At 69.6% G+C, this 21,003-nt stretch carries 22 protein-coding genes; 13 read left to right on the top strand and 9 right to left on the bottom strand.

Annotated features, from left to right (window positions below; genetic code table 11):
- Nucleotides 1–5: 5 nt before the first annotated feature.
- The 7 genes from AC07M9_RS11980 to flgB form a co-directional block, all read right to left on the bottom strand.
- Nucleotides 6–689, bottom strand: coding sequence for a flagellar basal body L-ring protein FlgH (locus tag AC07M9_RS11980; RefSeq protein WP_494883979.1), 684 nt, complete (start codon nucleotides 687–689; stop codon nucleotides 6–8).
- Nucleotides 689–1,477 carry a flagellar basal-body rod protein FlgG gene (flgG, locus tag AC07M9_RS11975; RefSeq protein ID WP_494883978.1) on the bottom strand — a complete coding sequence of 263 codons (789 nt, stop codon included), beginning with the start codon at nucleotides 1,475–1,477 and terminating at the stop codon, nucleotides 689–691. The genes AC07M9_RS11980 and flgG overlap by 1 nt, the downstream gene beginning before the upstream one ends.
- Nucleotides 1,478–1,503: 26 nt before the next feature.
- Nucleotides 1,504–2,244, bottom strand: a complete 741-nt coding sequence (locus AC07M9_RS11970) for a flagellar basal body rod protein FlgF (protein ID WP_494883977.1) — start codon at nucleotides 2,242–2,244, stop codon at nucleotides 1,504–1,506.
- A gap of 187 nt (nucleotides 2,245–2,431) precedes the next feature.
- Nucleotides 2,432–3,241 carry a flagellar hook-basal body protein gene (locus tag AC07M9_RS11965; protein WP_494883976.1) on the bottom strand — a complete coding sequence of 270 codons (810 nt, stop codon included), beginning with the start codon at nucleotides 3,239–3,241 and terminating at the stop codon, nucleotides 2,432–2,434.
- Between the two features lie 25 nt (nucleotides 3,242–3,266).
- A complete protein-coding gene (locus AC07M9_RS11960; RefSeq protein WP_494883975.1) occupies nucleotides 3,267–3,587 on the bottom strand; it encodes a flagellar hook assembly protein FlgD in 321 nt (106 codons plus the stop codon).
- The gene (gene flgC, locus AC07M9_RS11955) at nucleotides 3,584–4,000 is read right to left on the bottom strand and encodes a flagellar basal body rod protein FlgC (protein ID WP_494883974.1); all 417 of its coding nucleotides are present in this window, start codon (nucleotides 3,998–4,000) and stop codon (nucleotides 3,584–3,586) included. Before flgC ends, AC07M9_RS11960 begins: the two co-directional genes overlap by 4 nt.
- Nucleotides 4,001–4,002: 2 nt before the next feature.
- Nucleotides 4,003–4,350: a flagellar basal body rod protein FlgB gene (gene flgB, locus AC07M9_RS11950; RefSeq protein WP_007684867.1), complete on the bottom strand. Its 348-nt coding sequence runs from the start codon at nucleotides 4,348–4,350 to the stop codon at nucleotides 4,003–4,005.
- Between the two features lie 359 nt (nucleotides 4,351–4,709).
- Here flgB and AC07M9_RS11945 point away from each other — a divergent pair, with 359 nt between their 5' ends.
- The 8 genes from AC07M9_RS11945 (at nucleotide 4,710) to AC07M9_RS11910 (ending at nucleotide 11,081) form a co-directional block, all read left to right on the top strand.
- The gene (locus AC07M9_RS11945) at nucleotides 4,710–5,351 is read left to right on the top strand and encodes a MotA/TolQ/ExbB proton channel family protein (protein WP_494883973.1); all 642 of its coding nucleotides are present in this window, start codon (nucleotides 4,710–4,712) and stop codon (nucleotides 5,349–5,351) included.
- Nucleotides 5,348–5,779, top strand: coding sequence for a hypothetical protein (locus AC07M9_RS11940; RefSeq protein WP_494883972.1), 432 nt, complete (start codon nucleotides 5,348–5,350; stop codon nucleotides 5,777–5,779). Before AC07M9_RS11945 ends, AC07M9_RS11940 begins: the two co-directional genes overlap by 4 nt.
- Before the next feature lie 36 nt (nucleotides 5,780–5,815).
- Nucleotides 5,816–6,310, top strand: a complete 495-nt coding sequence (locus tag AC07M9_RS11935; RefSeq protein WP_494883971.1) for a flagella basal body P-ring formation protein FlgA — start codon at nucleotides 5,816–5,818, stop codon at nucleotides 6,308–6,310.
- A 117-nt stretch (nucleotides 6,311–6,427) separates the two neighbouring features.
- A complete protein-coding gene (flgM, locus tag AC07M9_RS11930) occupies nucleotides 6,428–6,733 on the top strand; it encodes a flagellar biosynthesis anti-sigma factor FlgM (RefSeq protein WP_494883970.1) in 306 nt (101 codons plus the stop codon).
- 1 nt (nucleotide 6,734) lies between these two features.
- Nucleotides 6,735–7,067, top strand: a complete 333-nt coding sequence (locus AC07M9_RS11925) for a flagellar protein FlgN (RefSeq protein WP_494883969.1) — start codon at nucleotides 6,735–6,737, stop codon at nucleotides 7,065–7,067.
- A 242-nt stretch (nucleotides 7,068–7,309) separates the two neighbouring features.
- Nucleotides 7,310–8,197 carry a lytic transglycosylase domain-containing protein gene (locus AC07M9_RS11920; RefSeq protein WP_494883968.1) on the top strand — a complete coding sequence of 296 codons (888 nt, stop codon included), beginning with the start codon at nucleotides 7,310–7,312 and terminating at the stop codon, nucleotides 8,195–8,197.
- Between the two features lie 71 nt (nucleotides 8,198–8,268).
- Nucleotides 8,269–10,323 carry a flagellar biosynthesis protein FlhA gene (locus AC07M9_RS11915; protein ID WP_494884514.1) on the top strand — a complete coding sequence of 685 codons (2,055 nt, stop codon included), beginning with the start codon at nucleotides 8,269–8,271 and terminating at the stop codon, nucleotides 10,321–10,323.
- Nucleotides 10,324–10,328: 5 nt separating this feature from the next.
- On the top strand, nucleotides 10,329–11,081 hold the full coding sequence (locus AC07M9_RS11910; RefSeq protein ID WP_494884512.1) for a sigma-70 family RNA polymerase sigma factor: 753 nt from the start codon (nucleotides 10,329–10,331) through the stop codon (nucleotides 11,079–11,081).
- Nucleotides 11,082–11,389: 308 nt separating this feature from the next.
- Here AC07M9_RS11910 and AC07M9_RS11905 read toward each other — a convergent pair whose 3' ends face one another.
- Nucleotides 11,390–11,758 (bottom strand): response regulator, encoded by a 369-nt coding sequence (locus AC07M9_RS11905; protein WP_494883967.1) that lies wholly within the window; start codon nucleotides 11,756–11,758, stop codon nucleotides 11,390–11,392.
- 232 nt (nucleotides 11,759–11,990) lie between these two features.
- On the opposite strand from AC07M9_RS11905, the gene AC07M9_RS11900 reads away from it, so the two are divergent.
- From AC07M9_RS11900 to AC07M9_RS11890, 3 genes are all read left to right on the top strand, one after another.
- Nucleotides 11,991–12,734: a Crp/Fnr family transcriptional regulator gene (locus AC07M9_RS11900; protein WP_494883966.1), complete on the top strand. Its 744-nt coding sequence runs from the start codon at nucleotides 11,991–11,993 to the stop codon at nucleotides 12,732–12,734.
- Between the two features lie 162 nt (nucleotides 12,735–12,896).
- Entirely contained in the window at nucleotides 12,897–14,333 is a 1,437-nt protein-coding gene (locus tag AC07M9_RS11895) for a M16 family metallopeptidase (RefSeq protein ID WP_494883965.1), read from the top strand.
- An 11-nt stretch (nucleotides 14,334–14,344) separates the two neighbouring features.
- A complete protein-coding gene (locus AC07M9_RS11890; protein WP_494883964.1) occupies nucleotides 14,345–15,745 on the top strand; it encodes a M16 family metallopeptidase in 1,401 nt (466 codons plus the stop codon).
- A gap of 134 nt (nucleotides 15,746–15,879) precedes the next feature.
- Here the strand turns inward: AC07M9_RS11890 and AC07M9_RS11885 are convergent, their stop codons facing one another.
- Complete coding sequence (locus AC07M9_RS11885; protein WP_494883963.1) at nucleotides 15,880–17,931, bottom strand: protein-disulfide reductase DsbD family protein; 2,052 nt, start codon at nucleotides 17,929–17,931, stop codon at nucleotides 15,880–15,882.
- A gap of 109 nt (nucleotides 17,932–18,040) precedes the next feature.
- On the opposite strand from AC07M9_RS11885, the gene AC07M9_RS11880 reads away from it, so the two are divergent.
- Nucleotides 18,041–19,729 carry an alkaline phosphatase family protein gene (locus AC07M9_RS11880; protein WP_494883962.1) on the top strand — a complete coding sequence of 563 codons (1,689 nt, stop codon included), beginning with the start codon at nucleotides 18,041–18,043 and terminating at the stop codon, nucleotides 19,727–19,729.
- Nucleotides 19,726–20,970 carry an FAD-dependent monooxygenase gene (locus tag AC07M9_RS11875; protein ID WP_494883961.1) on the top strand — a complete coding sequence of 415 codons (1,245 nt, stop codon included), beginning with the start codon at nucleotides 19,726–19,728 and terminating at the stop codon, nucleotides 20,968–20,970. Before AC07M9_RS11880 ends, AC07M9_RS11875 begins: the two co-directional genes overlap by 4 nt.
- Nucleotides 20,971–21,003 lie beyond the last annotated feature (33 nt).

The following is a 21,003-nucleotide window of genomic DNA, read 5'->3' as shown; positions in this document are numbered from 1 at the left end:
CACCATCAAAACGGCGAGATCACGTTGAAGAACCGCCCCAGCCAGCCCTGCTTGCTGGCCTGCTGGAGCGCGCCCTTGCCGGTGTATTCCATGCGGGCGTCGGCCACGCGGTCGGAGGCGATCTGGTTTTCCTGGTCGATGTCGGCGAGGCGCACGATGCCGGAGAAGCGGACCCATTCGTCGCCCTGGCTGATGAGCATCTTCTTCTCGCCCCGGACCAGCGCGGTGCCGTTGGAACGGACCTCGGCGATGGTGACCGACAGCGTGGTATTGAGCGAAGATGTCTGCGCGGCGTTGCCCTGGCCGTTGAACGACGAGTTCGAACCGGCCTTGAGTGCGTCGGCATTCAGCAGCTTCGATATGATGCCCTTGGTCGGCGGCTGGACGCCGAGCGAGCCGCTCTTGCCGCTCTTGGAACTGACCGCCTTGGATGCGGTGGTGCTCTCGACCAGCAGGATCGTCAGCGGATCGCCGACCCGCGCCGCGCGAGTGCCCTGGTAGAGCGGCGCGTAGCCGGCGGAGACGTTGAAGATGCCGCCCGTCGCGGCCGCGGGCATGGCGGGCAGCGGCGCGGGCAGCGTGGCCTCGAAGCCCGAGGGCTGCGGCGCCTTCTTCGCCAGCGCGGGGCCGGCGGTGAGGGCAAGCACGGCGAGCGAAGCGCCGAGAAGGGGAAAGCGGCTGGCGGTCATCACAGCGTCTGGTTGGCGTTGCGCAGCATCTCGTCGACGGCGGAGATCATCTTCGAGTTGATCTCGTAGGCGCGCTGGGTCTCGATCATGTCGACCAGCTCCTCGACGATGTTGACGTTGGAGGCTTCGAGCATGCCCTGGCGGACGTGGCCGCGGCCTTCCTGGCCGGCGATGCCGATCTGCGCCGGACCGCTGCCCGCGGTCTCGAGCATGAAGTTGTCGCTCGCTGACTGCAGCGCCACCGGGTTGGTGAAGCTGGCCACGGTGATCTGGCCCAGCTGGCTCGGCTCCGACTGCCCGGCAAGCTGCGCCGAGACGGTGCCGTCGTCCGAGATGGTGATCGTGGTCGCGCCTTCGGGCACGGTGATCGCGGGCTGCACGGGGTAGCCCTGCGAAGTCACCAGCTGGCCCTCGGCCGAGCGGCTGAAGTTGCCCGCGCGGGTATAGGCGAGCTGGCCGCCGGGCATCGACACCTGGAAATAGCCGTCGCCGTCGAGCGCCACGTCGAGCGAGTTGCCGGTGGTCTGCAGCGAGCCCTGCGTTTCCATGCGCGTGGTCGACTGGACCGCGACGCCGGTGCCCAGGTTCAGGCCGGTGGCATAGGCGGTCTCGGTCGAGGACTGCGCGCCCGCGACCCGCGCGTCCTGGTAGGCGAGCGTGGCGAAGTTGGCGCGGTCGCGCTTGAACGCGGTGGTCGAGACGTTGGCGAGGTTGTTCGCGATCACGCGCATCCGCGTGTCCTGCGCCTCGAGCCCGGTGCGGGCGACCTGCAGTGCTGAACTGGGCATCTAAAGTTCCTCTCAGGGGCTCTGGATCAATCCAGGCGCATCAGCCGCGCGCCGGCTTCGTCGAGCGTGCCGGCGGTCTGGACAAGCTTGGTCCGCATGTCGAAAAGCCGCTGCGCCGCGACCATCTCCACCAGTACCTCGGAAGGGTTGACGTTGGACTGTTCGAGGGCTCCGGGAATCACCTGAGCGTTCTCGTCCACCGGCAGGATTCCGCCGTTCGGCACGCGGAACTGGCCGGCCACGTCCTTGGCGATCTGCGTCCCCGTGGTGCTGACGAGCTTGAGCTTGTCGAGCACTTGCGGGGCCGCGTCCGGCGTCTCGGGGTCCGATGCGAGGACGCCGCCGTCGGGGCCGATCGTGAGCTTGGCGCCGGGGGGCACGGTGATCGGGCCGGACTGGCCGATCACCGGCAGCCCGTCGCCGTTCTGCAGCACGCCGGTCACGGTGACCGAAAGGTCGCCGCGCCGGGTGTAGCTTTCCTGGCCGTCCATTGCCTGCACCGCCAGCATGGCATCGCCCTGCATGGCGACGTCGAGCGGGTAGTTGGTGCGGTTGAGCCCGCCCGCCTTCATCGAGGCGCCGGTGACTTCGGTGCTCGACAGACTGCGCGTCTGCAACTGCGGGCCTTCCAGCGTCATCGGCGTCGCCTGCAGGATCTCGGCCTTGAAGCCGATCGTCTGCGCATTGGCCATGTTGCTGGCGATGACGCGCTCGCGGTTGAGCGAGGCGTTCATGCCGGAGACGGCGGTGTAGATCAGGCGGTCCATGATTTGCTTCCTGTCCGTGGATGGTAGGCTTTCGGGCTCGAACCCTGGATCGCATCAACCAACCTCGTCGCCCCCGCGCAGGCGGGGGCCCCGCTTCCTCGCGTCCAAAAAGAACAAGCGGGGTCCCCGCCTGCGCGGGGACGACGGGGTGTTTTACGATAGGGTGGGCATCATCCCGCCCCCATCATCAGGTGCGCAGGTTGATCACGGTCTGCGAGATCTGCGTGGCGGTATCGATGGCCTTGGCGTTGGCCTGGAAGTACCGCTGCGCGCTGATCATGTTGACCAGTTCCTCGGCGATATCGACGTTCGAGCGCTCCAGCGAGCCCGAGTTCAGCTTGCCGAACAGGTTCGAACCCGGCTCGCCGTACAGCGGCGTGCCCGACTTGCCGGTCGCCTGCCAGCTCGAGCTGCCCAGCTGCTTGAGCCCGGTGGGTGCGACGAAGTTGGCGAGCGCCACCTTGCCGGCGACCTCGCTGGTGCCGTCGGCGTACGTCGCGATGACCTGGCCGGTGCCGTCCACGGTCACGCCCGCGAAGAACGAGCCGGCGGCGTTGGTCTGGGGCACGTGCACGTCCTGCATGGTGGTGGTGTCGGCGACGCCATTGGTCACCGGGAAGGCCTGCAGGCGCGCGCCCTGCGCGCTCTTGATGTAGCCCTGGCCGTCGAGCGTGAAGGCGCCGTTGCGGGTGTACTCGGTCTGGCCCGAGGTCTGCGACTTCACGGTGAAGAAGCCTTCGCCGTCGATCGCGAGGTCGAGGCCCGAGCCGGTCTGCGCGATCGGGCCGAGCGAGAACTCCTGGTTGATCTTGCTGACGCGCGAACCGATGCCGACGGTCAGCGCCGGGTCGGTGATGACTGAGGCGGAGACGATGTCGGCGAAGGCGGCGGTGCTCTTCTTGAAGCCGTTGGTCTCGGCGTTGGCGATGTTGTGCGCGACGACGTTGAGTTCGGTCTGCGCGTTCTTGAGGCCGGTGAGCGAGGTGTAATAGGACATTTGAAGCGTACTCCGAAGGAAGGGGTCAGGCGGTCTTGTTGGTCTGGGCGGCGGCGAGCGCGGAGACCGCGTCGGCGGTGGACTTCTGCGCGGAGGCCAGGGAATCCAGCTGGCTCGAGATGGTCTTGAGCGTGTCGCTCATCTCGGTGGTGCCCGCGAGCGAGGAGAACTGGGCCATCTGCGCCAGCATCTCCTTCTGATCGACCGGGTTGGTCGGGTCCTGCTGCTTCATCTGCTCCATCATGAGCTTGAGGAAGTCGTTCTGGTCGAGGTCGGACAGCGAGGACCTTGCCTTCGCGCCGGTGCCCGACGTGGCATTGGTCGAGGTTACGGAAGTGACGGTCATTTCATCCTCATCGTTTCGAGCATCAGTTGCTTGGCGGTGGAGAGCGCCTCGACCATGTTCTGGTACTGGCGGGAGGCTTCGAGCATCTCGACCATCTCCGCGTTCTCATCGACGGGAGCGGACCACACGTCGCCGTTGGCATCGGCGAGGGGGTGGTCGGGATTGTGCTGGCGCACCGCGGCGGCCTTCTCGCGCACCACGCCGGACACGGCGACGGTGGAGAGGCCGCTGGCGCGGTCGAGGTCTTCCGAAAAGACGGCGCGGATCGGCTTGTAGGCGCCGTCCTCGGTGCCCGAGACCGACCCCGCGTTGGCGAGGTTGGAGGCCGCCGCGTTCATCCGCACCAGCTGGGCGGACATGCCGCGCTGGGCGACATTGAAGAGGTTGAGCGGGCCGCTGGAGTTGCTGCTCAAGGTCAGTCTCCCCGCAGCGCGCGCTTCACGGTGTCGACCCGTGAGCGGATGAATTCGAGCGTGGTCGAATAGCCGACCGCGTTCTCGGAGAAGGCGACCTGCTCGTTCTGCAGTTCCACCGTGTTGCCGTCGAGCGAGGGCATCACCGGCACGCGGTAGAGCGTGGCGGCGTGCGCGGCCTTGTCGGTGCTGGCGCCGGCATCGGCGGCCTTGATCGCGGCACCGAAGTCGATGTCTCGCGCCTTGTATCCGGGGGTCGCGGCATTGGCGATGTTGGAGGCCAGCACGCCCATGCGCTGCGAGCGCAGTTCCAGCGCCTTGCCATGTATTCCGAACAGGTCCTGCGTCATCGAAGTGGGGTGTCCCGAACTGTGTGCCGGGTGTTTCGCAAGAGGCGTGCCAATCGGTTGCAGCCGGGCAGGGAGCGGGCAGCGCTTGCCACCCACTTTCGTCATTCCCGCGCAGGCGGGAACCCATCTGATGACATCAAATTACCCGATGGCGTCGGATGGATCCCCGCCTTCGCGGGGATGACGAGGGTTTGGGATGGGATGGGGAGACATGTGTCCTCGGCGGCCTTGCCGGTCGGGTCCGCCGCCCCGGCCCGCCGCTCCCACCGGCAAGCCTTTGCCGGAAAGCGGCAAATGCCGGCCTCCGCCTGAAACGGCGTGCCAACCGCCGTTCTGTCGTACCGAATGGAGAACCCGCAATGATCGCCCATACCCTGTTCGACCCTGCCAGCGCCGCGATCGTGGTGGGCGGGACCTGCCTCGCCACCGTGCTGCGCTGCGGCGTCTGGGACACGCGCATGGCGCTGGCCGGTGCGGCGCGGCTGGCGCGCGGGCGTTTCGACGCCGCTCGCGCCAAGGCCGAGCTGGCCGTGCCGGTGCAGGAGATGCAGCAGGACGGCGTCATCCGCGCCGAGCCGCACCACTTCGGAGACGCCGAGTTCGACGACCTCACCGACGCGCTGATCGGCACCCGCTCGCTCGGCGCGCTCCACGCCGCCCACGTCGCCCACAAGCGCCGCCGGGTGGACCACAGCCGCCGCGCGGTGCGCACTTTTGAGCAGGCGGCCGAGCTGTCGCCGGTGTTCGGCCTCGCCGGCACGCTGGTCTCGCTCACCCGCCTGCCGGCCGATCCGGGCGCGGCGGGGGACTTCACCGCGGCGATCTCGATGGCGGTGCTGACCACGCTCTACGGCCTGCTGCTGGGCAACCTGCTGTTCGCCCCGCTCGCCCGCATGATCGCGCGCCGCGCCGCCGACGAGGAGCGTGAACGCCAGCGCGTGCTCGACTGGCTGGAGCAGCAGGTCGCGGGCGCCCTGCCGCAGGGTGGACGTCCTCGGTGACGGCCAAGTCCTCGTTCGGCTGGCAGACCTCGCTCGCCGACCTCTCGCTGATCCTGTTCATGCTGAGCGCGGCGGCGCTCCACCGGCAACCGGCAGCGAATCCGGCCGTGCTCCATGCTGCGCCCGCCCCGCGCGCCGCGCCGATGGCGGAGCCGCTCGCGGTCTACGAAGCCGCGCCCGGCGCGCCCTCGCTGGGACAGTGGCTGGAGCTGCAGGCGCTCGACCCGCGCCAGCAGCTCACCATCACCGCCCGCTACGGCGACGCCCCCGGCGCGCGCGACGCTGCCCTGCGCGAGGCGTCGCGGCTGCTGGGCGAGGCGGGCGCGGCGGGCCTGACGGCGCGGCTCGTGATCGAACCGGGCGTCGGCCCGGCGCGCGTGGCGCTGGCCTATGATGACCCCGCCCGAGTGGCACGGGACTTGCTGTAACCGGCCGGTACGCTTCCACCGCGCAAAGGCCCCTGAATGTCCGTCAGCCTGCTTCTTCTTGCCTCCGTCGCGGCGCCTTTCGCCGATCTCGACGCCATAGACCGCCAGGTGGCGAGCTTCACCGGCGCGTCGGCGGGCGAGGTGGGCGGCGCGGCGACGCCGGTCGACCGGCGGCTACGGCTGCAGCCGTGCCGCAGCGGGCTTGCGCTGTCGTGGCGCACGCAGGCGCAGGACAGCGTCGTCGTCCAGTGCGGCGATCCCTCCGGCTGGCGCCTGTTCGTGCCGGTCCGGAGCGGGGGCGCCGGCGCAGGGCAGGGCGGCCCGGTCGCCGTCGCGCGCGGCGATGCCGTGGCGATCGCCGTCATGGGTGAGGGCTTCACCGTCTCGCAGCCGGGCGAGGCGATGGAATCCGGCCCCGTCGGCGGCTGGATCCGCGTCCGCCCCGCCGCGGTGCCCGGCAGGGCCACGCGCGGCGACGTGATGCGCGCCCGCATCGAGCGACCTGGCCTCGTCTCGGTGCCTTTGCCCTGATGTTTCAGGCAGGTTTGCCGCCCAGCATCTGCCGCCTGGCAAAAACCTGCCGCCCAGCCCTTTATTCCGCCGCGCCCCGGCCGTTCTGGATCACAGGACATCTCAAGGAGCGGCAATATGCCACCTATCGAAGTGGGCTCGGCCCCCCGCATCGGCGCCGTCGACACCCGGCTCCCCCGCGTGGCGGAAACGACCCCGGCCAGTGCCACCCCCGCGGTGGCCAAGGCTCAGACGACCAATACGATCTCGGCGGCCCCGGCCGTGGAGACCTCGAAGGCCCTGGACCCCGGCGCCGCCCCGGTCGACACCGACCGCGTCGCGCTGATCCGCAAGGCGGTGGAATCGGGACAGTACCCCGTCCTCCCCGCGAAGATCGCCGACGCCATGATCGCGGCCGGCATGCTGCTGAGGAGCGCACACTAAGATGCCACAGTCCGACCTTCGTGACGCCCTGCGGCAGATGCTTGCCGTTCTCGAGGACGAGCGGCAGGCACTTGCCGGCCTGGACCTCGACGCGATCGTCGGGACCACGCACGACAAGGACCGCCTCTGCGGCACGCTCGATACGCTGGGCGCGATTCATCTCGACGAGGAATGCCGCGGCATGCTCGACGCCGCGCGGCGGCTGAACGAGGTGAACCGCCAGGTCCGCAACATCATCGCCGCCAACGTCACGCGGCGGCTCAATGCGCTGACGGGCAGCCCCCAGCTCTACCGCATCCCCCCGGGCTACGCGATGGCGGGCGGGCGAGGCTGAGGCAGGCTTAAAGGCGGAAGTTCTCCCAAACCCACCCCGTCATCCCCGCGAAGGCGGGGATCCCGCTTGTTCCTTCGAGCGGGGCGCAAGGAAGCGGGACCCCTGCCTTCGCGGGGGCGACGGGTGAGGGTGGGGCAGGCCACCAGCCCTCGATCAGATGCTGCCCTAGTTAACCACACCCAGCGGCCTGGCACGGCTCTTGCTCAAACACTCCCGGCAAATGGTTTGCCGGGAGTTTCGGTTTGAGCGACGGACAAGTCTTCGGGGCCATCACGGGCCGGGCAGCCGCGGGAGGCGCGCAGGTGCGTGCCGCCATCGCGCAGGCGGCCGAGGCCACGGGCGTCGATTTCCAGTACCTCATGGCGCAGGCCAGGCTGGAATCGAGCCTCGACCCCACCGCCCGCGCCGCCACATCCAGCGCCGCCGGGCTCTACCAGTTCACATCGGGAACCTGGCTCAGCACCCTCGACCGCCACGGCGCCGAACACGGCATGGGCTGGGCGAGCGACGCGATCCAGGGCGGCGCGATCGCCGATCCGGCCACCCGCGCACAGGTCATGGGGCTGCGCTACGACCCGCAGGTCGCGGCGCTGATGGCGGGCGAACTCGCCGCCGACAACCGCGCCGACCTCACCTCGCGCCTCGGCCGCGAGCCGGACGCCGCCGAGCTTTACCTCGCCCACTTCCTCGGCTCCGCCGGTGCGGGCAAGTTCCTCTCCGCGCTCGCCGACGATCCCGGCCAGAGCGCCGCCGCGATCCTCCCCAAGGCCGCCGCCGCCAACCGCTCGATCTTCTTTGCCGGCAGCGCCCCGCGCTCGGTCGGGCAGGTCATGGCGCTGATGCGCGGCAAGGTCGACGGCGCGATGGAGGGCGGCTTCGGGCCCGGCGCGGCAATCGAATGGGCGCAGGCCGACCCGACCATCCCCTACGACACGGGCTTCGAGACCGCCAGCTACCAGCCCTCCGGCCCCTTGGCCCGCGAGTTCCACGCCAGCCAGCCCGCGCCCACGGCGTCCATCGCCCCACGCTCGATGGCCGAGACGCTACAGGCCGCCTTCGGCGCCTCGGGTACCGCTGCGTCCGGCCATGTCCGCGAGGCTTATTCCAAGCTCGCGAGGCTGGGCCTGTGAGCCTGTTCTCGCGTATCCGCAATGCTGGCGCCATCGCGCTGCCGACGGGCATCCTCGTGCTGATCGTGCTGATGATCGTGCCGGTGCCGGCCTTCGTTCTCGACGTCGCCTTCGTTCTCAACATCGCGCTTTCGGTGGCGGTGCTGATGGCGGCGATGAACGCGGAGAAGCCGCTCGACTTCTCGGCGTTCCCCTCGGTCCTGCTGTTCGCGACGCTGCTGCGCCTGTCGCTCAACGTCGCCTCGACCCGCGTCGTGCTGGTCCATGGGCACGAGGGCGAGGCCGCCGCCGGCAAGGTGATCGAGGCCTTCGGCGCCTTCCTGATCGGCGGCAACTTCGCGGTCGGCATCTTCGTGTTCCTGATCCTCGTCATCATCAACATGGTGGTGGTCACCAAGGGCGCGGGGCGCGTCTCGGAAGTCTCCGCGCGCTTCACGCTCGACGCGCTGCCGGGCAAGCAGATGGCGATCGACGCCGACCTCGCCGCCGGCCTCATGACCGCCGACGAGGCCAAGGCGCGCCGCCGTGAAGTGGCGACCGAGGCCGACTTTTACGGCTCCATGGACGGCTCCTCCAAGTTCGTGAAGGGCGACGCGATCGCCGCGCTGCTGATCCTGGGCGTCAACATCGTCGCCGGTTTCTGCCTCGGCATGATCAGCCATGGGCTGTCCGCCACCGAGGCCGCGCAGGCCTATATCACGCTGGCCATCGGCGATGCGCTGGTGGCGCAGGTGCCCTCGCTGCTGCTTTCGATCGCCGCTGCCGTCATCGTCACCCGCGTGTCCGACAGCCGCGACCTGGCCGGGCAGATCGGCAACCAGTTCGCCGCCCCCGGCACGTGGTTGCCGGTGGCCGTCGTGCTCGGCGCTATCGGCATGATCCCGGCGATGCCGCAGAGCATCTTCCTGCCCGCCGCAGCCCTTGCCGCGTGGATGTGGCATTCGCTTCGCAAACGCGCCGAGCGCGCCTTGATCGCCCCCGTCGTGGTCGAGGCGCCTGCCGAGCCCCTCGATCCCTCGCGGATCGAGCTGGAGGACGTGTCCGACCACACCCTCGTCACCATCGAGCTGGGTTACGGCCTCGTCCAGCTGGTCGACGAGCGGCGCGGTTCGCCGCTGGTCACGCGCGTCACCGGGGTGCGCAAGCAGCTGAGCCAGTCGTTCGGCTTCATCGTGCCTCAGTTCCGGGTGCGCGACGCGCTCGACATGCCGCCGCACGAGTACCGCATCGTGCTGGGCGGGGTAAATCTCGGCGGCGGCGCGATCCGGGCCGACAAGGTGCTGGCGATCGACGCCGGCGAGGCGAGCCCCCACCATGCGCTGCGCGGCGAGCCGACCTGGGACCCCAGCTTCGGCTGCCCGGCGCTGTGGATCGACCCCGCCGCGCGCGACCACGCCACCGCCGAGGGCTTTCTGACCGTCGATCCCGGCACCGTGATCGCCACCCATTTGAACCAGCTGTTGTCCGCCCGGCCGCAGGACCTGCTCGGCCCCGACCAGGTGCGCGCGCTGATCGAGGCGCTGAAGGAGCACTCCGCCGGTCTTGTCGAGACCGTGCATCCGGCGCCCCTCAGCCTTGCCGCCGTCACCCGGTTGCTGCGGGCGCTGCTCGAGGACCACATTCCGATCGCGCACCTCGTGCCGATCTTCGCCAGCCTGTCGCGCGCGGTGCAGACCACGGTGGACCACGACCGCCTCGTCGAGCTGGTCCGCGCCGACCTCGGCGCGCTGATCGTCGGGCGGATCTGCCCGCCCAGCGCGCGCCTACCGGTGGTGACGCTCGACGCCGGGCTGGAGGGCGCGATCGTGCAGGGCATGCTCGACCCCGCGACCGGTCAGCCGGTGATCGAGCCCGACCTCGCCCGCATGATCGGCGAGCGGGTCGCCATGCTGGGCGAGGAGCGCGGGCCGCATGCGATCCCGCTGACGCTGGTGGTGCAGCCCAGAGCCCGCCGCACGCTGGCCGCGCTGCTGCGGCTGCGCGCTCCATCCTGCCTCGTCCTCTCGATCTCCGAACTGCCCGCGACCCAGCCGATCGAGGTCATCGACGTCATTGGCGCGGCGCCTGCTCCCCCTGAACCCCGCGGCCTGCCCGCGCCCGACAATGCCGAAAGCATGGCTGCATGAACCCGATGTCCGTTCCGACGCCGATCCCTTCCCATCCTTCCGCCGCCGGTGCCGCGATGCGCGCCTACCAGGGCGACGTCGCCGACCGCGTCCGCCGCTTCCTGCCGATGGTCCGCCGCCAGGCCTGGCACGTCCACGGCGGCGGCCGGCCGGGCATCGAGGTCGAGGACCTGATCCAGGCCGGGCTCGTCGCGCTGACCGAGTGCGCGCAGAAGCATTCCGGGCCGACCGAGGACGGGTTCGCCGCCTACGCCAAGATGCGCGTGCGCGGAGCGATGGTGGACATGATCCGCCGCACCGTCCCGCTCTCGCGCGGGGCGAGCGAGCGCCGCCGCCTGCTCGCCGAGAAGGAGACCGCCCTGCGCGGCTCCCTCGGCCGCGAGCCCCGTGCCGACGAACTGGCGCGGGCGATGGGCATCGACGAGAGCGAACTGGCCAGCCTGCGCCATTCCAGCCAGCCGCTGCGGTTCGATTCGCTCGACGAGGCGTACTCCGACCAGAACATGGCCTTCGCCGCCGAGACCCCCGACAGCTTCACCCTGCTCGCCGACGAGGAGACGCGCGGCGCCGTGATCGCCGCGATCACCGACCTGCCCGACCGGCTCAAGCTGATCGTGCAGCTCTACTTCGTCGAGGAACTCAACCTCGCCGAGATCGCCGAGGTGCTGCAGGTCTCGGTCCCGCGCGTCCACCAGCTCAAGGCCCAGGCGATCGACAGGCTGCGCAGCGCCCTGGCGGGCGTCGCCGAGGTGCTGTGAGGCGCCGCAAGGCGACACAGGTTTACACGGTTTACACGGTCCAGGGGGGAAAGTGCCGCTCCGGGGCGCAAATGTGTCGCCTTGCGGGCGAAAAGTGTCGCCTTGTGGGGGGAGAGTGTCGCCTTGTGGCCTGAAGGTGTCGCCTTGTGCGGCGAGACTGTCGCCTTGCACGGGCAAGTGGCCCCTGCGGTCGGTGACAGGGGGGCGCGGGAAGGGGAAGACCGGGTCATGCCGCGAAGCTAACGCAGGGAGCAGGGCGTAGGAAAGCGGCTTGCCCCGATGCGCGCCGTTCGAATGCGCCGGCCGACCTAGTGCCGGGTATCGGTCCGGTCGGGGTCCACCCGCTCCAGCAGCGTCGCGAGCACGGTGGCGGGCGGCGCCGGTTTCCTGACGACGGGCAGGTCGGGATGCGTTTCGGCCAGGGCGGGCGGAAGACCCTCTCTCGTGTGGATGACGAAGGGGATCGCTCTTTCGACCAGGGCCAGAGCGAGCGGCGTAACATCGCGGTCCAGCAGGTTGGCGCCGAGAATGGCCGCCGCGATCACTTCGGCGTCCAGCAAGGCCAGACCCTGCGCGACCGTTGCCACCGGGCCGACCGGGCGGCCCTGGATGTCCTCGACCGCCATGGCGAGATCGAGTGCAAGAACCTCATGGTCCTCCACGATCAAGATGGGCAATCCGTTAAGCATATCGCCTCCCTGCCGAGCGAGAGTACGTTGTCTCCCAGCCGCGGGCGCTCACAAACGAGCCGGCGATGAAGACGGCAATATATTAATTTCGATTAGCTTTACAGTATAATAAACTGGATGAACGTCACCGGTTCCTGTATCGGCTAGATCACTATCGGCCCCTTCCTGGCCGCCGATGGCTGAGAGATGCGAAGCGCTCCCGTCAGAGACCGGAGCACGTATGTCCACCTCTCGCGCATTGCAGACCATGCTGGACAAGCTTCAGTTGTGGTTGCCGCTAAGTCCGGCGGACCAGGCGGCGGTACTTGCTCTTCCTCACACCCTTCGCAACCTTCAGGCCAATGACTACATCGTTCGCGAAGACGAAAAGCCGACGCATGCCTGCCTGCTGCTGTCGGGCTACGCCTACCGGCACAAGGTCGCGGGCAATGGCGGCCGACAGATATTCTCCCTCCACATGAAGGGCGACATCGTCGACCTCCACAACGCGATCCTGCGCCGCGCCGACCACAACGTCCAGGCGCTGACCTCCGTCGACGTGGCGCTCATCCCGGCGCCGGCGATACGCCGCCTGGCTGCCGACTTCCCGCAGGTCGGGCAGGCCATGTGGTACGAGACGCTGGTCGATGCGGCGATCTTTCGCGAATGGACGCTCAATGTCGGCCGCCGCGACGCGCGCGCGCGGACCGCGCACCTGCTCTGCGAATTCGCTGTCCGCCTCGAGGTGGCCGGGCTGGGGGACTCGTCGGGATACAAGCTGCCGATGACCCAGGACCAGCTCGCCGATGCGCTGGCGCTCACGAACGTCCACATCAACCGGATGCTCAAGCTGCTGAGCGAAACCGGATTGATCGAGAGGAACAGGCGCTGGATCCGGATCCTCGATTTCGCGCAGCTGGCGCGTATCGGCGACTTCGACAGCCGTTACCTGCACATCGACCGGGCGGGCATGGACGGATTGTGAAAGCAGCTGCGCGGCGGCGGACCGGCTGCGGGTCCGTCATCCATGGGAAAATGTCGCCGGTCGATTGAAATCCCGCGCCCACCCGATAGTCTGCCATCCCGACAGGGTATCCGCGCCGGGCAGGACGTTCGGGCGCCGGGGCTTTCCGGGAGCACGCATCACATGGTCTTGAACGGCACATCCAGACCCGCCGCCTTCCTCGCCGCCGCATTGCTGGCGGCAGGCGGGGCCGCGCTGGGCTCTCTTCCGGCGATCGCCGCGCCCGGGCCGATCGCCGCGCCCGCCGCGCAGGGCCAGGTGCCGGTGGAGTACCACAAGCTCGCCAACGGGCTGAAGGTGGTGATCTCGCCCGACCACACGGTGCCCACCGCCACCATCGGGGTCTATTACGGCATCGGCTTCCGCGTCGAGCCGAAGGACCGCACCGGCTTCGCGCACCTGTTCGAGCACATGATGTTCCAGGGCTCGAAGAACCTGGGCAAGGCGGAATTCATCGGCCTCGTCAATTCGAACGGCGGGGTGCTCAACGGCTCGACCCGGTTCGACTTCACCAACTACTACGAGGCGGTGCCCAGCAACACGACCGAGACCTTCCTGTGGGCCGAGGCGGACCGCATGAAGGGCCTCGACATCACGCAGGACAACCTGACCAACCAGCAGGGCGTGGTGAAGAACGAGGTCAAGTCGAACGTCCTCAACCAGCCTTACGGCGGCTTCCCGTGGCTCGACCTGCCGCAGGTGGCGAACACCAACTGGTACAACGCGCATAACTTCTACGGCGACCTCAAGGAGATCGACGCGGCGACGCTGGGCGACGTGCAGGCGTTCTTCAAGGACTACTACGTGCCCAACAACGCGGTGCTGGTGGTGGCGGGCGACGTCGATCCGGCGCAGGTGATGGGCTGGGTGGAGAAGTACTTCGGGGCGATCCCGGCCTCGGCCAGCCTCAGGTTCCCGGACGTCTCCGAACCGCGCCAGACCGCAGAGAAGCGGACCGAGAAGACCCACGCGCTGGCCCCGCAGCCCGCGCTCGCCTTCGCCTACCACGTTCCCCCCAAGGACACGCCCGAGGCGGCGGCGATGCGGCTGATCGACCTCATGCTGATCCAGGGCGCCGACAGCCGGCTGGTGAAGGTGCTGGTCAACGACAGGGGCTATACCGGCGACGTGTCGGGCGGGATCAACTGGCCGCTGGGCAACTCCTACAACTACAACGGGCCGATGCTGTGGTCGGCGATGCTGATCCACGGCCCGGAAGTGACCGACGCGCAGGTCCTCGCCGATGTCGATGCGGTGGTGAAGGACCTTCAGGACAGGCCGGTGGGCGCGGCCGAACTCGCCCGTGCCAAGACCAAGGCGCGCTCCTCGCTCTACGACGCGATCGGCGACGGCAACCGCTTCGGCCTCGTCGACCTGCTCGCCAGCTTCGCGCTGTTCGACGACGATCCGGGGCGCATCAACCGGCTGGCGCAGGAGATCGAGGCGGTCACCCCCGCGCTGATCCAGAAGACCGCGAAGGAATACCTGAGGGCGAGCAACCGCACCGTCATCAGCCTCAAGCCCGGCGCGGCGCAGGCTGCTCCGGCCGCAGCGAAGTGAGGGGACAAGCGATGACGTCGATCAAGGCATTCCGCCTCTCCGCCGCCGCACTGGCCTTCGTGGCCGCCGCGCCCGCTCCGACCGTGGCGCGCGAGGCGCCGCCCGCGCCCGCCGCGCCCCGGCCCTTCGCGCTGCCGCCGCTGACCGAGTTCACCCTGCCCAACGGCATGAAGGTGACGATGGCGCAGCACGGCAACGTGCCCAAGGTGTCGATCCTCGCCATGGTGCGCACCGGCAACATCGACGATGGCGCCAACGTCTGGCTCGCGGACCTCACCGGCGGCCTGATGCAGAAGGGCGCAGGGGGCCGCGACGCCTCGCAGCTGGCCGAGGCGGCGGCGGGCATGGGCGGGGGGCTGACGCTCTCCACCGGCGTCGATGCCGCCACCGCCTCGATCGACGTGCTCAGCGAGTTCACGCCCCGGGCCGTCGCCCTCGTCGCCGACCTCGTCCAGCGGCCGGACCTCAACCCCGCCGAACTGGAGAAGGTCCGCGCCGACCTGCTGCGCAACCTGATGATCGCCAAGTCCAGCCCCGGCACCCTCGCGGCCGAGGCGTTCCAGGCGGCGGTCTACCCGGGCCACCCCTATGGCCGCGTGTTTCCGACGCCGCAGCAGCTTTCGGGCTACACGCTGGAGCAGGTGAAAGCCTTCCACGCGGCGAACTACGGCGCGGCGCGCACGCACCTCTATGTCGTGGGCCGGTTCGATCCGGCGGCCGTGCGCGCGGCGGTGGAGAAGGCGTTCGGCGGCTGGCAGGCGGGCGCGGCGGCTACCGAGCTGCCCGCGCCCGCACCCGCCGCCGCCAGGGTCCTGCTGCTCGACCGGCCCGGCGCCCCGCAGTCGACCGTGCTCATCGGCGGCCGCGTCGCACCGCAGAAGTACTACGTCGATTTTCGCGCCGCCAGCACCCTGCTCGGCGGCTACTTCTCCTCGCGCATCACCCGCAACATCCGCGAGGATAAGGGCTACACCTATACGCCCCACGCCTCGCTGTCGCAGCAGGTCCAGGGCTCGACGTGGATCGAGGATGCGGACATCACCGCCGAATCGACGGGCCCCGCGATCACCGAGATCTACAAGGAGATCCGCCGGATGCAGGACACCGTGCCCACGGCGGCCGAGGTGAAGGGCATCCAGAACTACATGAACGGCACGTTCGTGCTCGGCCTGTCCTCGCGCGACGGGCTGGCCGGCTCGCTGGCCAACCTCGACCTGCTTGGGCTCGGGGCGGAATACCTGGGCGGCTACGTCGGCAAGGTGAGCGCGCTTACGGCGGCGGACTTCCAGACGGCCGCGAAGCGCGAGCTGGCGGTGGACAAGCTCAACGTGGTGATCGTCGGGCCGCTGGAAAGCGTGAGGCCGCAGCTGGAGAAGGTGCCGGAGATCGCACCGAAGCTGCCGGCGAAGTAGCCCAACCCAATTTTCGTCATTCCCGCGAACGCGGGAACCCATCTCCTGACATTGCCTGTTGAAGCGGCATCAGATGGGTCCCCGCCTTCGCGGGGATGACGAACGTTTTGGGCAGGGTCGCGACAGGGAGGATTTCAGCCCCCCGCCTTCTCCGCCAGCAGCGCCGGGGTGAGCACCTGCGGCAGCTGCTCCGGCGCGCCGTCCCGCCCGTACCACACGTAGAGCGGCACGCCGGCGGCGCCCTGGGCCGTCAGGTAGCGGGTGATCTCCGGGTCGCGGCGGGTCCAATCGCCGCGCAGGACCACCACGCCGGCCCTGGCGAAGGCGGCGCGGGTATCCTCGCGCTCGATGGCGATGTCCTCGTTGACCTTGCAGGTGAGGCACCAGTCGGCGGTCATCCACACGAACACCGGCTTGCCGCTGCGCCGCGCCCTGGCGAGCGCGTCGGGGGTGAAGGGCCGCGCGTCGATCACCGAGGTCGCGGCCTGTGCCTGCGCCTGCGGCTCGGGCATCGTCAGCACGCCGAGGGCGAGGATCGCCGCCGCCAGCAGCGCGGGCACCAGCGCCCGCCTGCCCCGCCGCTGCGCCCGTCCGGCGAGCGCGAGCAGCGCCAGCACCAGTCCCGCCAGCACCAGCACGTAGGAGAGCGAGGCCGTACCGCCCAGCCGCCAGACCAGCCACGCCAGCGCCAGCGCGGTCAGCGCCATCGGCACCGCCATGATCCGCCGGAACGTCACCATCCACTGGCCCGGACGCGGCAGGCGGGCGCGCAGCGCGGGCACGAAGGCGACCGCGAGGAACGGCAGCGCGATGCCGAAACCGAGCGCGGCGAACAGCGTCAGCGCGGGGAGCACCGGCAGCAGCAGCGCCGCGCCCATCGCGCTCGCCATGAACGGCCCGGTGCAGGGCGTGGCGACGAAGGCGGCGAGCAGCCCGGTGGCGAAGGCGCCCTGCGGCGATCCCGCGCTGGCGAAGCCGGGCACGGCGAACTCGAACAGGCCGAGCAGGTTGGCGGTGATCGACGCCGACAGCGCGAACAAGGTGACCACGACCCAGGGCTCCTGCAGCTGGAACGCCCAGCCGACCTGCTCGCCGCTGGCGCGCAAGACCAGCAGCAGCGCGCCGAGGCCGAGGCAGGCGAGGATCACGCCGGCCGCATAGGCCAGCCCCTCGACCCGCGCATGGGCCTCGCTCTCGCCGGCGCGGGCGAGGCTGATGGCTTTCAGCGACAGGATCGGGAAGACGCAGGGCATCACGTTGAGCAGCAGCCCGCCCGCCACCGCCGCCAGCAGCAGCCAGGGGAGAGCGGGCAGCTGCGGCGCGCCTTCATTGGTCGGCCCGGTCAGGATCGGGACGCCGCCGGTCGGCACCTTGCCCGGTTTGGCGGTGAGTTCGATGCCGTTCCCGGCGCCGTCGAGCCGCAGGACGCCTTCGATGGCATCGGCTCCGCGCGCGGCAAACTTCGCGCGCGGGATCGTTACCAGCAGCAGGTCGCCCTTGCGACTGAACAGCTGCGGCGCGGCATAGTCGACCAGCTTGTCCTGCGTCACGAACAGGTGCGGCATGTCGAGCTTGACCGAGGCGGGCAGAGGGATCGCGAGGCGCAGGTCCTTGTCGCCGAGCGCGAAGGCGGCAGGCGCGTCGAGCGGCGCGGGCAGGGCGCGCGTCCACTCGTCGAAGCGCGGCGCTTCGCCTTGCGCGCCGACGACGATCTCGGTGGCCAGTTCCGCGCGCTCGGGCACGCAGAGCTGTTCGGTGCAGGCGAGCCACTGCGCCTTGACGCGCACCGGCAGGCGGCTGCCGGGCCTGGCGGAGGCAGGTAGCGTGACCGGCACCAGCACAGCGTATTCGCGCTCGTAGACGTGGTTCATCAGCCCCTGCACGACCAGCGTGCGCGGCACCGGATAGCGCGGCGTGCCGACCGAGGCGCCCTCGGGCAGTTCCCAGGCAAGCTGCATGCCGAGCCCCGCGTCGCCGGGATTGACCCAGTAGCCGTGCCACCCGGCGCCGGGCGTCATGCGGATCGCCAGCGTGGCCGTGTTACCGGAGCCCGGCCCCGCGACAAGTTCGGCGGCTATGTGGCTGGGCGCCGCGCTGGCCGGGGCCGCACTTGCGCAAAAGACACCCAGGAGCGCCACGAGATGACATAGAACCGTCACAAGGACGGCGTAGCGGCGCGATTCCATGATGCTCCCGTGCGTTGCCAGTGAGGCTGGACTACCTTGCGCTCGGGCGGCAATCCGGTCATCGAAGCATCTGCTCCCTACGCGCAGACTTTTCAAGGAACCTCCCGCGATGCGCCCTCCCTTCTCGCTGGCTTTCTCCTCGCTCGCCGTCGCCCTCGCGCTCGGTTCGGCCGCGCCCGCCTTCGCGCAAAAGGCCGCTGCGGCCGCGCCCGCCGCCGCGCCGGCGCCGGTTCCGGCCCCGCCGAAGCTGATCGTCGCGATCTCGGTCGACCAGTATTCCGCCGACCTGTTCCAGCAGTACCGCGAGCGCTACACCAAGGGCCTTGCGCGGCTGCTGCAGGGCGCCGTGTTCCCCTCGGGCTTCCAGTCGCACGCCGCGACCGAGACCTGCCCCGGCCACTCGACGCTGCTGACCGGCGTCCATCCCAACCGCACCGGCATCATCGCCAACAACTGGTTCGTCCCCGGCATCGGCCGCGCCGACAAGCAGGTCTACTGCTCCGAGGACGAGACCAATCCGAACAGCACCTCCGAGGATTCGGTGATCAAGCCCGACCACCTCAAGGCGCCGACGCTGGGCGACCTGCTCAAGCAGAAGAACCCCGCCAGCCTCAACGCCGCCGTGTCCTTCAAGGACCGCGCGGTGGTGATGATGGGCGGCCACACCACCGATGCCGCCTACTGGATCAAGGGCAAGGGCTTCACCAGCTACGAAGGCCGCACGCTCTCTCCCGCCGCGCTGGCCGAGAACGCGGCGATGGCGAAGACCGTGGCCGCAGGCGCGGGCGAGTTGCCGGTGCCGGGCTGGTGCGGCCCGGTCGACCGCGCGACGGACGTGGGCGGCTTCACCATCGGAACCTACCGCTTCCCGCTGAAGGCCGGCGACATGAAGGGCTTCTTCGCCAGCCCGCGCGTGGACATCGCCACCACCGACATGGCGGTGCGCCTGCTCGACGAGATGCCGCTGGGCAGGGACGCCGTGCCCGACGTGCTCTCGGTCAGCTATTCGGCCACCGACAAGGTCGGCCACGCCTACGGCAACGAGGGCGTGGAGATGTGCATCCAGATGAACGTGCTCGACCAGACGATCGGCACTCTGCTCGACGCACTCGACGCGCGCGGGCTGGACTATGTGGTCGTCCTTAGCGCCGACCACGGCGGCGCCGACGCGCCGGAGCGCATGAGGCTCCAGGGCGTGCCCGATGCCGCGCGCCTCGACGAATCGCTGACCGACAAGGGCCTCTCGGCCTCGGTTTCCAAGGCTACCAAGATCACCGTCAAGGACGGTCCGCTGCTCTACGGCGCGGGCGGTTCGGGCGACATCTGGCTGAACGCCGGTCTCAAGCCCAAGCAGCGCAAGAAGGTGATCGCCGAGCTGGTCGCCGAGCTTAAGGCCAACCCCCAGATATCGGGCGTCTACACCGCCGACCAGCTCAAGACGGTCAAGGTCCCCAGCGGCAACCCGCAGGACTGGACCGAGATCGAGCGCGTCGCCGCCTCCTTCGATCCCGAGCGTTCGGGCGAAGTGCTGATGATGACCAGGCGCGCCGTCGTGCCGGGCACCAAGGCGGTTCCGGGCTATACCGCGACCCACGGCAGCCCCTGGGACTACGACCGGCGCGTGCCGATGCTGTTCTGGCGCAAGGGTATGGTCCGCATGGAGCAGGCCCAGCCGGTCGAGACGGTGGACATCGCGCCGACCCTCGCCGGGCTGATCGGCCTGAGCGAACCTGCGGGCACCTGGGACGGCAGGTGTCTCGACATCTACGCCGGGGAGTCCGATAGCTGTGCGGGATGAGCGACTCGAATATTGCCAGTACGGCGGCGCCTGACCGCCGAGACCTGATCATCCTGGGCGGCGGCCTCGTCGGCATGACGCTGGCGCTGGCCGCCGCCCGGGCCGGGATCACCAGCCACGTCATCGACCGGGCCGACCCCGCCGATCTCGTCGCCGAGGGCGCCGACGCACGCGCCTCGGCGATCTCGACCGCGAGCTGGAACCTCTTCAGCAACATCGGGCTGGCGGATCGGCTTAAACCGCTCGGCTGCCCGATCGACTCCATCGCCGTCACCGACGCGATGAAGCCCGGCCGCATCGACTTCACCCCCAAGCCAGAGGAAGGCTCGCTCGGCCGCATGTTCGCCAACCGCGACTTGCGCATCGCCCTGTTCGACGCCGCGCGCGACGAACCCGCCATCGCCTGGCACGTCAGGACCGAGGCGGTGCGGCGCGACCGCGGTCCGCACGGCGTCGAGGTGGAGCTGTCGGACGGCCGTATTCTCACCGCTTCGCTGCTGGTCGCCGCCGAGGGCCGCCAGTCGCCCACGCGCGACGAAGCTGGTTTCGCGCTTGCCAAATGGGACTACAAGCACCGCGCGCTGGTCGCCGCGCTGTTCCACGAGAAGTCGCACGACAACACCGCCTGGGAAATCTTCTACCCCGCCGGCCCCTTCGCGCTGCTGCCGCTGCTCGACGACGCCGAGGGCCGCCATCGCAGCGCGCTGGTCTGGACCGTCGCGGAAGAGGACGCCGCCGGCATCCTCGCCATGCCCGATGCGATGTTCGTCAACGAAGTCGCCGGGCGGATGCATGGGGTGCTGGGCCAGATCAGCCTCGCCGCGCCGCGCATGGGCTATCCGCTGCGTTTCCACCACGCCGGCAAGGTGATCGACGAGCGCCTCGCGGTGATCGGCGATGCCGCGCATGGCATGCACCCGATAGCCGGGCAGGGGCTGAACCTTGGTTTGCGCGATGTCGGCGCGCTGGTGGAAGTGCTGACCGAAGGGATGCGCCTTGGCCTCGAGCCGGGCGACGGCCAGCTTCTGGCGCGTTACGAGAAGTGGCGCAGCCTCGATACCTTCATGGTGATGTCGGTGACCGACGGACTGACCCGCCTGTTCGGCATTCCCGGCCGCCTGCCCAGCGCCGCGCGGCGTCTCGGCATGGGCGCGATCCAGCGTGTGCCAGCGCTGAAGCGTTTCTTCATGGACGAGGCGCGGGGCATGTCGGGCAAGCTGCCGGAACTGCTGCAGGCCTGAATTCCTCCCCTAAACGGGGAGGGGGAGGAACCT

This window comes from Novosphingobium sp. GW821-FHT09E05, assembly GCF_059416165.1.
Note: the sequence above shows the minus strand (reverse complement) of the source record. Positions and strands in the feature narration are given on the sequence as shown.

Bases quoted from the DNA above. Each gene is read 5' to 3' on its own strand.
- AC07M9_RS11900 (WP_494883966.1), top strand. From the start codon at position 11,991: ATGTCCACCTCTCGCGCATTGCAGACCATGCTGGACAAGCTTCAGTTG.
- AC07M9_RS11945 (WP_494883973.1), top strand. From the start codon at position 4,710: ATGATCGCCCATACCCTGTTCGACCCTGCCAGCGCCGCGATCGTGGTG.
- AC07M9_RS11895 (WP_494883965.1), top strand. From the start codon at position 12,897: ATGGTCTTGAACGGCACATCCAGACCCGCCGCCTTCCTCGCCGCCGCA.
- AC07M9_RS11910 (WP_494884512.1), top strand. From the start codon at position 10,329: ATGTCCGTTCCGACGCCGATCCCTTCCCATCCTTCCGCCGCCGGTGCC.
- AC07M9_RS11970 (WP_494883977.1), bottom strand. From the start codon at position 2,244: ATGGACCGCCTGATCTACACCGCCGTCTCCGGCATGAACGCCTCGCTC.
- AC07M9_RS11915 (WP_494884514.1), top strand. From the start codon at position 8,269: ATGATCGTGCCGGTGCCGGCCTTCGTTCTCGACGTCGCCTTCGTTCTC.
- AC07M9_RS11935 (WP_494883971.1), top strand. From the start codon at position 5,816: ATGTCCGTCAGCCTGCTTCTTCTTGCCTCCGTCGCGGCGCCTTTCGCC.
- flgB (WP_007684867.1), bottom strand. From the start codon at position 4,350: ATGACGCAGGACCTGTTCGGAATACATGGCAAGGCGCTGGAACTGCGC.
- AC07M9_RS11880 (WP_494883962.1), top strand. From the start codon at position 18,041: ATGCGCCCTCCCTTCTCGCTGGCTTTCTCCTCGCTCGCCGTCGCCCTC.
- AC07M9_RS11965 (WP_494883976.1), bottom strand. From the start codon at position 3,241: ATGTCCTATTACACCTCGCTCACCGGCCTCAAGAACGCGCAGACCGAA.
- AC07M9_RS11885 (WP_494883963.1), bottom strand. From the start codon at position 17,931: ATGGAATCGCGCCGCTACGCCGTCCTTGTGACGGTTCTATGTCATCTC.
- AC07M9_RS11980 (WP_494883979.1), bottom strand. From the start codon at position 689: ATGACCGCCAGCCGCTTTCCCCTTCTCGGCGCTTCGCTCGCCGTGCTT.
- AC07M9_RS11960 (WP_494883975.1), bottom strand. From the start codon at position 3,587: ATGACCGTCACTTCCGTAACCTCGACCAATGCCACGTCGGGCACCGGC.
- AC07M9_RS11890 (WP_494883964.1), top strand. From the start codon at position 14,345: ATGACGTCGATCAAGGCATTCCGCCTCTCCGCCGCCGCACTGGCCTTC.
- flgM (WP_494883970.1), top strand. From the start codon at position 6,428: ATGCCACCTATCGAAGTGGGCTCGGCCCCCCGCATCGGCGCCGTCGAC.
- flgG (WP_494883978.1), bottom strand. From the start codon at position 1,477: ATGCCCAGTTCAGCACTGCAGGTCGCCCGCACCGGGCTCGAGGCGCAG.
- AC07M9_RS11925 (WP_494883969.1), top strand. From the start codon at position 6,735: ATGCCACAGTCCGACCTTCGTGACGCCCTGCGGCAGATGCTTGCCGTT.
- AC07M9_RS11875 (WP_494883961.1), top strand. From the start codon at position 19,726: ATGAGCGACTCGAATATTGCCAGTACGGCGGCGCCTGACCGCCGAGAC.